Origin of the sequence: Parafrankia elaeagni (assembly GCF_000374165.1) — a bacterium.
GTDB lineage: Bacteria > Actinomycetota > Actinomycetes > Frankiales > Frankiaceae > Parafrankia > Parafrankia elaeagni.
Genome location: NZ_KB893670.1, coordinates 232,230 through 244,676 on the forward strand (window position 1 = coordinate 232,230; position 12,447 = coordinate 244,676).

Annotated in this window: 7 protein-coding genes; 3 read left to right on the top strand and 4 right to left on the bottom strand. The window is 72.6% G+C overall.

Features of this window, described 5'->3' with window-relative positions:
• The first annotated feature begins 5 nt into the window (after window positions 1-5).
• Both B207_RS31970 and B207_RS31975 read left to right on the top strand, forming a co-directional pair.
• On the top strand, window positions 6-1,517 hold the full coding sequence (locus B207_RS31970; protein WP_018634642.1) for a DUF4910 domain-containing protein: 1,512 nt from the start codon (window positions 6-8) through the stop codon (window positions 1,515-1,517).
• Complete coding sequence (locus B207_RS31975; protein WP_018634643.1) at window positions 1,514-2,434, top strand: IspD/TarI family cytidylyltransferase; 921 nt, start codon at window positions 1,514-1,516, stop codon at window positions 2,432-2,434. Before B207_RS31970 ends, B207_RS31975 begins: the two co-directional genes overlap by 4 nt.
• Here B207_RS31975 and B207_RS0101015 read toward each other — a convergent pair.
• Entirely contained in the window at window positions 2,371-3,642 is a 1,272-nt protein-coding gene (locus tag B207_RS0101015; protein WP_084691955.1) for a glycoside hydrolase family 26 protein, read from the bottom strand. The two genes, B207_RS31975 and B207_RS0101015, sit on opposite strands and share 64 nt — an antisense overlap.
• Window positions 3,643-4,183: 541 nt before the next feature.
• On the opposite strand from B207_RS0101015, the gene B207_RS0101020 reads away from it, so the two are divergent.
• On the top strand, window positions 4,184-5,536 hold the full coding sequence (locus B207_RS0101020) for a hypothetical protein (RefSeq protein WP_018634645.1): 1,353 nt from the start codon (window positions 4,184-4,186) through the stop codon (window positions 5,534-5,536).
• Between the two features lie 344 nt (window positions 5,537-5,880).
• Here B207_RS0101020 and B207_RS0101025 read toward each other — a convergent pair whose 3' ends face one another.
• The 3 genes from B207_RS0101025 to B207_RS0101035 form a co-directional block, all read right to left on the bottom strand.
• Window positions 5,881-7,467: a Wzz/FepE/Etk N-terminal domain-containing protein gene (locus B207_RS0101025; RefSeq protein ID WP_026310541.1), complete on the bottom strand. Its 1,587-nt coding sequence runs from the start codon at window positions 7,465-7,467 to the stop codon at window positions 5,881-5,883.
• A gap of 221 nt (window positions 7,468-7,688) precedes the next feature.
• The gene (locus B207_RS0101030) at window positions 7,689-9,935 is read right to left on the bottom strand and encodes an MATE family efflux transporter (RefSeq protein WP_018634648.1); all 2,247 of its coding nucleotides are present in this window, start codon (window positions 9,933-9,935) and stop codon (window positions 7,689-7,691) included.
• A 1,176-nt stretch (window positions 9,936-11,111) separates the two neighbouring features.
• On the bottom strand, window positions 11,112-12,395 hold the full coding sequence (locus B207_RS0101035) for a class I SAM-dependent methyltransferase (RefSeq protein WP_018634649.1): 1,284 nt from the start codon (window positions 12,393-12,395) through the stop codon (window positions 11,112-11,114).
• Window positions 12,396-12,447 lie beyond the last annotated feature (52 nt).

Consider the following 12,447-nt stretch of genomic DNA (forward strand, 5'->3'; position numbering starts at 1 on the left):
GACCCATGAGCACCGCCGACAACGAGGCGACAGGGCACCGCCTCCACAGCCTCGTCGCCGCGCTGATGCCGCCGATGCGCTCGATCACCGGCCACGGCGTGCGGGCGACGCTCGACCTGGTGCGGGCGGCGCTGCCCGCGCAGGTACCGCTCACCGTGCACGAGGTGCCGAGCGGCACGCCAGTCCTCGACTGGACCGTGCCGCGGGAGTGGAACGTCAACGGCGCCCGGCTCATCGGGCCGGACGGGCGGATCGTCCTCGACGCCGCCGACAACCCGCTGCATTTGCTCGGCTACAGCGTTCCGACGCACGCCCGGATGCCGCTGAAGGACCTCCGCCGGCACCTGTACTCGATGCCGGACCGGCCGGACTGGGTGCCCTACCGGACGTCCTACTACAACGACGCCTGGGGCTTCTGCCTGACCGACCGGCAGCTCGCCGCCCTGCCCGACGGCGAGTACGAGGTGCAGATCGACACCTCGCTCACCGACGGCTCGCTGACCTACGGCGAGATCGTCCTGCCCGGGGCGACCGACGAGGAGTTCCTCGTCACCACGCACCTGTGCCACCCGGCGATGGCGAACGACAACTCGTCCGGCATCGCGGTGGCGACCGAGCTGGCGGCGCTGCTGGCGAGCGAGCCGCGCCGCTTCACCTACCGGCTGCTGTTCATCCCCGGCACCATCGGCTCGATCGCCTGGCTGGCCCTGAACCCGGCCGTGACCGGCCGCATCCGGCACGGCCTGGTTCTCACCGGGCTCGGGGACAGGGGAGCGCCGACGTACAAGCGCAGCCGGCGCGGCGACGCGACGATCGACCGCGCGAGCGCCCGCGCGCTCGCCGAGACCGGCCGCCCGCACCGGATCGTCGACTTCTCCCCCTACGGCTACGACGAGCGCCAGTTCTGCTCGCCCGGCTTCAACCTGCCGTTCGGCCGGTTCGGCCGCAGCCAGCACGGGGAGTACCCGGAGTACCACACCTCGGCCGACAACCTGGGCTTCGTGACCCCGGAGGCACTGGCCGACTCGTTCGCGATCCTGCGCCGGACGATCGAGATCTGCGAGGCCGACCAGGTCTGGCGCAACACCTCCCCCTACGGCGAGCCGCAGCTCGGCCGACGCGGGCTGTACCGGTCCATCGGCGCGACCATGAACCGCGCGTCGATCGAGATGGGCCTGCTGTGGGTGCTCAATCTCTCCGACGGGACGAACAGCCTGCTGGACATCGCCGAGCGGGCCGACCTGCCCTTCGACGCCGTCGCCAACGCGGCGGGCGCGCTGGCCGGCGTCGGTCTGCTGGTCGCGGAGCCGGCCGCCGCTGCTGCTGCCTCCAGCGGCGGCGGCCCGGGTGCCCGCGACACCCTGCCCATCGCGCACGTCCCGCCGGCGGGGGGCCTGGAGATGCCGGTCACGGCAGCCCTGCCCGTACCCCCCGCGGGGCCGGGCGCTCACGCCAGGCCCGTGCCTTCCACACCCTCCGTGCCGCCCTCGCCGACGGCGGAGGTCGTCATCCGATGACCGATGGCGGACGTCCGGCCGGTGTACGGGCGGATGGCGGGGCGGCCGATGGCAGGGCCGCCGGCGACGGGGCGGCCTGGGCGATCGTGCTGGCCGCGGGCGGCGGCACCCGGTTCGGCGGGCCCAAGCAGTTCGCGGATCTCGGCGGCCATCCGCTGGTGGCGCACCCGGTGCGGTCCGCCTCCGCCGCCTGCGACGGGGTCGTCGTCGTCCTCCCCGCACCGCTGCTCGACCGGTGGGTGCCGCCGACCGGCGTCCGGGCGGTGCCCGGTGGCGCCACCCGGGCCGAGTCGGTGCGGGCGGGCCTCGCCGCCGTCCCCGCCGACGCCGACGTGATCGTGGTGACGGACGCCGCGCACCCGCTGGCCTCCCCCGCGCTCTACCGCGCGGTGGTCGCGGCGGTCCGCGGCGGGGCGGACGGCGCCGTGCCCGGTCTCCCGCTGACCGAGGTGGTCAAGGAGGTCCGGGAGGCTCCCCGGAATGACGGCCCGGGTGCCGGCGCCGACCTCGTGACGGGTGCCTCCCTGCCCCGGGAGACCCACCGCCTGGTGCAGACACCGCACGCCTTCCGGGCCACGGCCCTGCGTGCGGCGCATTCCGGCGCCGTCGAGGCGGTCGAGGACTCCGCCATGGTCGCCGACGCCGGCGGACGGGTCGTCGTCGTGGCGGGGGAGCCGGCCAACATCCACGTCACCACGCCGGAGGAGCTCGACCTCGCCCGGCTGCTCCTCATCCACGTCCAGGACGAGGGGGAACCCGCCGCACCTGCGCCCGGCACGGAAGTCCTACTGATCCCGGGCCCGGCGACCCCGGGACCGCCGGGCCCGGGGTCGGACGACTGGGCGGCCGCCGGTCACCGGGCGGCTCCGGAGGCGCCGGTCGCCGTCCGGCGGGGCCCGCCGAACAGTTCCAGGTAGCGCCGGGCGCTGTCGGGGTTCGTCGCCGGGTTGTGCAGGGACGAGGCAACGTTGTCGTTCTCGGCCGGCGAGGCGCTGTAGTACGCCTCGTAGGCGAGGATGTCCTGGTTCGCGAGGAAGAACTCGTACATCTTCTCGATGTAGAAGGGGTTGTCGCCACCGCCGCCGGAGCGCCGGTCCAGCCCCCACTCCGCCACCGCGAACTGCTTGCCGTGCTCGCGGGCGAAGCGCGCCACCGTGCAGACACCCGACGGCCGGTTGCACTGCTCGTCGAAGAGTTTCTGGGTCACCGACGCCGGATAGCTGTCGTAGGCATCGATCCCGATGATGTCGACGACGTCGTCGCCGGGATACGCCTCCCACACGCCGTCACCGTTGACCATAGTGTCGCGGTGCGCGGTCATGTTCCATTCGATCTTCACCTGGGGCGCGGTCGACCGCAGCGCCGCCGCCGCGCGGGTGAAACAGGCCTTCCAGGTCCCGCTGTCCCGGGGCCGCCAGACGTCGAACCAATCGCCGTTGAACTCCCAGCCGAGACGGACGATCGCGTCCGGGCGGCCGTTGCGGACCAGTGTGTCCCCGAAGTCCCGCCAGTGGCCGTCATAGTCACCGCGCGCGCACGCGGCCTCGTTGCTGTCCTTCGGGAACAGCGGCTGGGCGATGGACAGTTGCCCCGGATAGTCGCGGAAGTCGGCCAGGGGCCAGTCGTCCCGGGTGACCGTCTCCCAGTTCGCCCGGGCGGTGAACAGGATCGCGATGTCGGTGGGTCGCCCGACCCACCGCTCCCAGGCGCCCAGATCGTTCGGCGGGTTGGCGTTGGCGCCGGAGGTCCAGCTCACACCGGTCGTGGTCGGATGGGTGGTGGGCGGGCCGTCATCCCCGCCGGTGAAGACGACGACGCCGACGGCCAGCAGCACCACGGCGAGGGCCGCGCCGACGGCGCCGAGCACCGGCAGCCGGCGCTGCCGGGCCTGGCCCTGACCGGTCGCTGCGTCCCTGTCGGTGGCCCAGGGCGATCGCGTGCGGGATCCCGCACGCGACTGCGCGCGGATCACACCACTGCGATGCCGGGCACCGGCCGGAGAGTCGTAGCACCCGGCGCCGCCCTGGTCCCCCCGCACGCCTCCGTCAGTGCCGCCTTCCCGGCCTGGCGGCTCACCGCCGGACGGCGGCCCCGCGTCGGGCGTCTCCCCTCGGCGATGTTCCACGCCCCCCACCTCCATCGCTGGCGCACCTCCGCACCTTGATGATCTTCGATGACATGCGGCAATGCACGCTGCGTCCGCCTCATCGCACCAGGACGCCCGCCGCGCCGGCGGCTACGCCGCCGCGAGGGTGGCGACAGTTACTCGGAGCCGGTACGCCCGGCCCTGTGCCGATCCGGGTTGCCGGCGGTGCCTCTCTTCGCCGGGCGCTCCCGAACCGCCCAACGGAGCACCGGGGACGGACCGTTCCCCAGCCGCGGAGATGGTCAGATCTTCACAAATCTTTGGACGCGACTACTGGACTCAGTTCCTACGATCAATACAACACCCTCAACCAAGATCACACATAGCAACAATGACGTGACGTGAGGTTTGCTAACCATACCTGGTCGCTCCGGGCCCGGAGCAGCCGCCACGGGAGCGCATTCCACCCACCGTTAGACTGGCGCCCCGCGCCGACGCACGGCGCCCGTGGCCGGCGCCGTGGGCTGGGGGCGGCGCGGGCGGGACATGTCGACGCGGCAGGAACGGGGGGCTGGAGCAGGTGGTCACCACCACCCTGACCACGAGGATTCCACGCTCGTGGGTCATCCCCACCGCCGAGGCCACCGAGAGGCGGCCAGGCAACGCACGCATCCTGAAGACGATCACGGTCCTGTTGTGCGCGAACATCTTCCTGCAGCGGCTCGCCCTCCCGGCCGCGGGAGCCCAGCTGCAGCTCATCCTGCCGATCACCATCATCGGCGTCGCCGTGATGCTGAGCCACGGCGACATCCAGCTGAACATCGGCCGGTTTCGCACCTACCTGCTGGCGATGACCACCTGCTGCGCCGCCGCGCTGGTGTCCTTCCTGCGCGAACTGGACGACAGCGCCCTCACCTCGCTGGTGCTGCTGTTCGCGACGTACATACCGCTGTGCTTCGGGCTCGCGCCGGCCGACGCGAAGGCGATCTTCCCCCGCGTGCTCGACCGGTTCGTCACCCTGACGACGATCCTCGCCGGGATCGCCCTCTTCCAGTTCGCGATCCAGCTCGTCGGCTGGCGGTACACCGACGTGCTGAGCGTCATCCCGGCCGACTTCCGCATGCAGGGGTTCAACACCAGCTACCCGGTGCAGTACGGATCCGACCTCTACAAGTCGAACGCGTTCATCTGCCTCGAACCATCGTTCTGCTCGCAGTTCCTGGCCTTCGGCGTCGTCGTGTGCGTCCTGCGCAACGGCAGCTGGTGGCGCTATCTCCTCTACGTGCTGGCGCTGCTCTCCACGGTCTCCGGCACCGGCGTCCTGCTGCTCGCTGCCGCTCTGGTCCTGCTGTCTGTGCACAAGGGCGCCCGGTTCGCCACCACGGCCCTGGCCGGCGTCGCCGTCGTCGTGCTGATCCTCAGCTTCACCCCGGCCGCCAGCATCTTCGCCGAACGCGCGACCGAGACGTCGTCGAACAACTCCAGCGGCAGCCTCCGCTTCGTCCAGCCCTACACGAGGACCTGGGACACGCTCGGCAAGGACCCGGCCACCGTCATCTTCGGCCAGGGACCCGGATTCGCCGACCGCGACGCGATCGCGTTCTTCCTGCGGACGGACCTGCCACTGAACTACGCGCTCCTGCCGAAACTCGTGCTGGAGTACGGCGTGCTCGGCACCGTCGCCTTCCTCGCGTTCCTGCTGTCCATGTTCGTGCGCGGCTCGCCGTCGTTCGTCCTGTCCGGGGCGGTCGTGGTCTTCTACAGCGTGCTGTCCGGTGGTCTGCTCAGCCCAGTGGTGACGACGCTGGGCATGCTCCTCGTGTCCTGGTACACCGTCACTCCCGAGGACGAGCGCTGGAGCCGCGGCCGTCCCAGCCCTCGGGCGGCTGCGCCCTCCGGCACTCTGCTGGCGCCGGCGCAGCGCGACGTCTGAGCGCGGGGGGAGCCTCACCGCGGGCTTTCGCCCCTGCCAGCGCCGCGGTATACGGCCGGAACAAGCCCCGCGTCCGGAACGGACAGCGCGCCGCCCACCGGCCACGTTCGAGCCCGCTTCCGATTGCTCGATGCGGGCCCGGCCACGTTCAGCGGACCGGAAAGAGGACTCCGGGCAGACAGCGAGGGGCGGGTCTGCCGGGATTCTGCCAGATCCAGGCCGACCCGCCCCTCATTCGGTGCGGTCTCACATCCCCCACCCGCTCGTCGCGGTCGGGGCCCTCCTGCCTTGCCTTACCGTGCTGGTGACAGCTGCCGGTCAGGCCGCGGCGGCTGTGATGCTGCTCAGCGGTTCGCGGGCCGCGCGTACCGATCCGTGGCCTCAGTGTCACGCACTCCGCGACCGGCCGGCTCGGCGCCCAGCGGCGACGCCGACGTGATCGACTCCACCGAAGCCGGGGCCGAACCACGGCTACCCGCGCCACCGGCGTTGCGCCGCACGGCGGCGCGCCCGTCGTGCACGACGCCGACGACCCGCTCGGCCAGGGCCGGCCAGTCACGCGGCACCTGCTCGAGTTCCTTGAGGTTCGTGTCGGACGAGGTGATGACGACCACCGCGTCCGCCTGGATCGCCGAGGCGGCCGTCATCGGCAGGTCCGCGAGCGCGGCCGTGACGAGGATGACCAGGTCGACGACGGGCGCGCGGTCGGCCAGGATCGGCGCGAGGCCGCCGGGACGGGCCGCCCGGGCCGGCGACACCCGGTTGTAGAGGATGTGGCCGCGCCCGGTGCCCGAGGAGCGGGCCAGGCAGGTCGGCTCGTGCGCCCAGCGGGGCAGCTCCGCCGAGGTGGCCCGCGGCAGCCCTTCGAGGGACGCCCGGACCTCGGACTGCGCCGAGGTGTCGAGGATCAGGACGACGCCCTGGTCGTCGGACCAGGCGGCGGCCACCGCGGCCACCAGCTCGGAGCTGAGGTCCGTGCGGGAGGCCGGGGTGAAGGCCACCACCTTGCTGGTCGGTGACATCACCGCCGACATCGCCGAGACCAGGGTCTCCGCCGCGTTGGCGCTCGTCCGGCTCGGCGGGAGGTCCGCGATCAGCGGCACGCCCAGCAGGTCGGCCGAGTTGTGCGGGTCGAGGATCGTCGGGCGGCGCTGGTACATGATCCACAGCCCGGCGACGGACCCGAACAGCCCGAGCAGCGCGGCCACCAGAACGTTGCGGAAGGTGTTCGGAGCGACCTGCCCGTCCGACCGCGGCGGCTCGGCGAGCCGGATCGTGTTGTTCGCCGTCGCCTCGTCTACCCCGATTCTGGCGATCTGCGCGTTCAGCTCGTTTATCTCCGTCTGGAGCACGCTGCCCCGTGCTGCCACCACCGGATCGGGCGGAGTCGTCTGCTGAGCGTCAAGCTGAGTCGACTCCGCGATCTTCCGGTCCCGGATCGCTGTCAGCGACTCGACGGTCGTGTTGTCGGCCGTCCCGGACCTGCCAAGCTGGGCGTTGTAGGCGGTGATCGCGGCGTTCACGAACTCGATGGCGGACTGCTGGCTCGGGCCGGTGCCGGTGATGACGAAGAAGTAGCCCTCGTCCGACGGCGTCGTCTCCAGACGGCTCGCGGCGTCCGCGCGCGAGATCTTCCGATCGGCGGCGATGGCATCCAGCATGGCCGTCGAGGTGGCGAGCTGCGCCTGGGTCTGCGTGTAGCGGCTGGCGTCGACCGAGCTGCCGCCGCGACTGTCATCAGAGGTGTTCAGGAAGATCCGGGAGCTGGCCTCGTAGGTGGCCGCCTGCTGCTTTGACACGATCATCGCGAGTGCGGCCAGGATGACCGTGGCTATGACGATGACCATCCACCGCGGCCTGATGATGCGGACCAGCGACGGAGCGGACGGTGCGCGGCCGCCCTCGGCCGGCGGCTGCGCCGAGCGGCTCACCTGACACCCGCCTCAGTACCTCTGACCGGCGCTGAGGAGCCGGCCAGCCGCGCGCGGACCAACATCGACGCGGGCCCTGCCGGTGGCGTGTGAAGCGGAGTCAATTGGGCCCCCCACTGGAGCGTCAAGCCCGGTCATTGGACCACGGCCAAGATCTGACGGAACCGATTTGTGAGCATAGCCGATAGCTCAAAGTGAGCGACCTATAGCACGGATACCAGCTACCGTTCGGGTAAATTTCCGCTTTCAGTTCGGCCGTCGGTGCTTCCCTGTGGTCCTGAACCGGCCGGTGTTGCAGATCCGCCCCCGGCCGGGGGCGGCGTGCGCATCATCGCGGACGTCCGGCCGCTGGTATTCGGGCGGTCCTGTACCGGGCTCTGCACCAGCCGGACGTTACGGCCCGCCCTGTGCCCGCTGGACGTCCCGGTGCCCATCGCCAGGTCCGCGGGGCCCGCGCCGCCGGCACCCGGCCGGCCCTCCGCGCTTCCCGGGCTCCCTGCGCCCGCCAGATCCTCTGTGCCCACCGGGCCGTCCGGACCCTGCGTGCCGTCCGGACCCTGCGTGCCGTCCGCGCCCCGGCTGCCGCCGTCATCCCGCTGCCGGGCCGCCGGTCGGCTGCCGTGCCGAGCGGTGCCCTCGTGGTCGGCGTCGGCGAGGGCCTGGAGGCGTTTCGCCTCGTGCTCGCGGACGACACGGCGCAGCACGATCCACCAGACCGGCGCGATGCCCCAGAACACGATGTTGAATCCGATGACGGCGCCCTGCGCCCCGCCGACCAGCACCCCGACAAGCGGGAACGCGAACAGCATCGGCGCCATGACCAGGTTGATCCGGAACGTGGTCCTCGTGTGCCCGAGCGCGTACATGATGCAGGCCGGACCGGTCGGCACCGCCGTCCCCGCGTAGTGCAGGACCGACAGCAGCAGGATGGCGTGCACACCGGGCCAGGTGTCCCCGAGCAGTGTCTCTCCGAGGCGGGGAAACAGCAGGAAGATGAGGCTCCACAGGCCGCCGAGACCGACCACGATCGCTGTCAGCAGCACCGCGGCCTGCTCCCGCGCCCGGGCGGACATGGCGCTGCGGCGCGAGAGCTCGGGCACGGCGAAGCTGACGATCCCCATGCCCACGACCGTGGTCGGGGCGAGCAGGGTGCGCACCCCCTGCAGGGAGCCGACCATCTCCTTGGAACCGAGCACGCCGATCAGCAGAATCGAGGCCTGCAGGGCACCCTGGACGGTGACGAACTCCGCCGACAGGTTCATCGCGTTGCCCCGGTTCTCCCGGATCCAGGCGAGTGCCCGGGACGGCGCCGGCCACAGCCCCGCCTGCGCCACGCCGAGCAGGGCCGCGATCAGCGCGGAGACACCCCAGGCCAGCAGCATCGGCGGGGCCGCCTTCACCCCGCGCTCGATGAGCACGGCCACGCCGATCATCTGGACGGCGGCCCAGGCGATGTCGTTGAGGAAGGCGCCGAACGGTCTGCCCTGGGCGAAGAACACGTAACGCCAGGCGTCCTGGACCAGCAGGCCGGGCAGGACGAAGCCCATCACGACCAGGCCGGCGCCGACCGAGCCACCGAGGAGGGCGCCCGCCCCGGCCAGCACGACCCCGAGCACCGCGCCGGCAGCCAGGCAGGCCCCCGTCGCCGAGGCGGCGGCGTACCGGAAGGCGCTGGCGGACCGGCCCGAGTAGGCGATGCCGAGCGGCAGGCAGCAGCCCGCCCGCGAGAGCCCGATGATCACCGAGAAGATGATGTAGGAGACGGCGAAGGCACCGTACTCGGACGTGCTCACCTGCCGCGCGATCAGGAACGAGACGGCGGCGTTGGTGGCGCTGGAGACTCCCTGGTCGGCGAGCGTCCAGATCGCCTTCGACTTCGTCGATCCGGTACCGACCGCGGCCTGCTGGCCCGTCTGGCCCTCGATCGGCCCCGTGCCGGAGAGCTGCTCGGCCGGGCTGCCCTCACCCCGACCGGCCGCGGCCGGCCCAGTCGTGCCGGCCCGGTGCCGGCGCGGTGAACGGATCCGTTGCGTCCCCGTGGAAGCGGGATCCACACCTGGGCCGCCGGAGCCGACCGGGCCGGGCCGGGCCGTCTCGCCGGACCAGTCCTCCCAGCTGCCGCCGGCGGCACCGGGTCGCCGTACGACCTGGGTGCTGGCGGCATCGGTCGGGCGGTTCCGGCCGTACAGGCGCGGGATGTACTCCGTCTGCTCGGGGGCGCCCGCGTCCTCCGTCTCAAGCCGGCGGCGCAGCGCGGACAGGTCGACGGTTTCGGTGAACGCGTTGATGAAGTGGATGTCCGAGCCGGGCGTCCCGGCCGGTCTGGCCTCGCCACCGCCTCGGCGGCCCCGGCCGCGCCCGTCGGCCGGGTCCCGGCCACGGCCCGAGCCGACATAGGGACCCGCGTCCGTCCCGCCGCGCCCCGTGGCGCCGGCCTCCGGGCGAGGCTGGTCCCGTCGGCCCGTCACCGACCACCCGCGGCCCGCGCGCCGACCCGGCTCGGCGCCGCTCGGGGAGGGCGGAGACGGGGACAGCCCCGATATCGGCGCGGGCCCCGATGCCGGTGCGGACGAATGAACGGGTCCGGCCGGCCGGTTCTGCCCGGGCGGCGGCGTGGGCAGGTCCACCCGGAAGCCCGGCGAGGAGTCCTGGCCGGGGGGCGGGCGCCGCCCGGGAGCCGGTGTCGGCTGGCGCGCCCCCTCCACCGGACGATCGCCGCGCGTCGACGGCTCGGGCGGGATCGAGGGCAGCGGCCCGCTCGCCATCCGCACCGTGGTCTCCGGTGGCACCCAGCCGCCTGCCGGTGTGCCCGGCTGGCTGCGCGCAGTAGCGGGACGGTCGGTGTCGCCCCGGTGCTGCGGCCCGGGCGGGGGGGTGTCGCCGACCGGCTGTCGCGGCATGGCGGTCCAGCCCGGCGGTGGTGTCAGCGCGCGCGAAGCACCCGACCGGGATGCCGCTTCCGCCTCCGGTGGCGGCGTGCGACCGGGCGCCGGGGTCCGACCGGGCGCCGGCGTGCGACCGGGCGCCGGCGTCCGCACCACACCAGGCCCGGAGCCAGGCGGCGGGGTCCGGTCCGGGGGCGGGGTCCGGTCCGGGCCGCGGCGGGTCGGGCCGGAAGAGCCTTCCACCAGGATCGGGCCGGACGGCGGCCTACGTGGGCCGGGCCCCGCGGCCTGATCCGGCGGCGTTCCCGGCGGGACGTCGCCGCCGGGATGCCCGCTGCCCCGGGACGGGACGTTGCGCGGTACCGGGGTCCCCACCTGGACGTCCGAAATCGGCCGTGCGCCGCCCTGGCCGGACCGCCCACCTGTGTCGACCTGCCACCGTCCATCGGGCTTGGGCACCCCCTGCTCCGGCGTCTCCGGCCCGGAACGGGGGTGCCGCGGGAGACGCGGGACGTACTGCGTGGTGCCGGCATCGCCTGGCGGCCTCTCGGGGGGGAGATCGTCGTCCTCGCCGCCGGCCGTCCTCGGCTCCATGCCGAGATCGGTCACGCCGAACACCCCGATCCACCCGGGACGTCCGGGCCACGGGGTGCGGGGCGCAACCGGGTGGTTGCCGACACTGGTGTCATTGTTTCGGTGGGTACCGCTTCCCTTGTAGAGCGTTCCCTGTGTGGAGCGTTCCCTGGTCGGGTGCTTTTCCTAGAGCACGACCGGGCGGGGCACGGGGACGATGAAGCGCCCGCCCCGCTCCGCGTACTCCTCCTGCTGGGCGATGATCTCCTTCCTGACGTTCCAGGCGAGCAGCAGCAGGTAGTCGGGCTGGCGCTCGAGCAGCACGGCCGGATCCAGGATCGGGATCCGCGCGCCGGGGATGTACTTGCCCTGCTTGTGGACGTTGCGGTCGACCACGAAGTCGATCAGCGTGTGGTCGATGCCGGTCGAGTTCAGCAGCGTGGCGCCCTTCGCGGCCGCGCCGTAGGCCGCGATGGTCTTCCCGTCCGCGCGCAGCGACCGCAGCAGCTCGGTGAGCTCGGTCTGCAGGGTGCGCACGTCCTCACCGAAGCTGACGTACCGGTCGAACGTGCCGAGGCCGGCGGCGCGCTCGCCGTTGAGGACGGTCGCGACGGAGCTGGCGGGCTCGGCGGCGGCCTGGTGCTGCATCCGCCAGCGCAGCGTGCCGCCGTGCAGCTCCGGGAACTCGTCGACGCCGGCGAGAGCGAGGCCGTGCCGGCGCATGAGCGCGTCCACCGCGATGGTGGAGAAATAGCAGAAGTGCTCGTGGTACACGGTGTCGAACTCGTTGTTCGCCAGCAGCGCCCCGACACCGGGGTTCTCGACATCGATGACGCCGTCGTCGGAGAGCAGGATCGAGAAGCCCTCGACGAAGCTGTTCAGGTCTGGGACGTGCGCCATCACGTTGTTGGCGATGATGACGTCCGCCTTCAGGCCCTCGGCGACGAGCGCGCGGGCGAGGTCGGCCCCGAAGAACTCCTCCCGGGTGGGCACGCCCGCCCTGCGGGCGGCGGCCGCGGGGCCCGGGGTCGGCTCGATGCCCAGCACCGGGATGCCCCGCTCGACGAATGCCCTGAGCAGGTAGCCGTCGTTGCTGGCGACCTCGACGACGAGGCTGTCCGGGCCGAGGTCACGGCTGGCGATCAGATCGATGACGTGCTTCTCCGAATGCCGGACGAGCATGTCCGAGAACGAGGAGAAGTACGGGTAGTCGGCGTCGAAGATCTCGTCGGCGGGAAGCGCGTGGGTGAGCTGGACGAGCGCGCACTGCTCGCAGAAGCCGACCTCGAGAGGGAGGACCGGGTCGGTGGCACCGAGCGCGTCGGCCTTGACCAGCCGGTTGGCGACGGGGGTGGCACCCAGCGACAGGAAGAGGCGGGGTGCCGGCCCGTCGCAGGACCTGCAGGCGGTGACCGGGACCGCGAACCCCGCCCCGGCCGGGCTTCCTTCTGCTGTGCTTCCGGATGACATGCGTTCCCCTGTTCGAGGTCACCTACGGGCGGTGACCGGTGAGCGGCGGTTC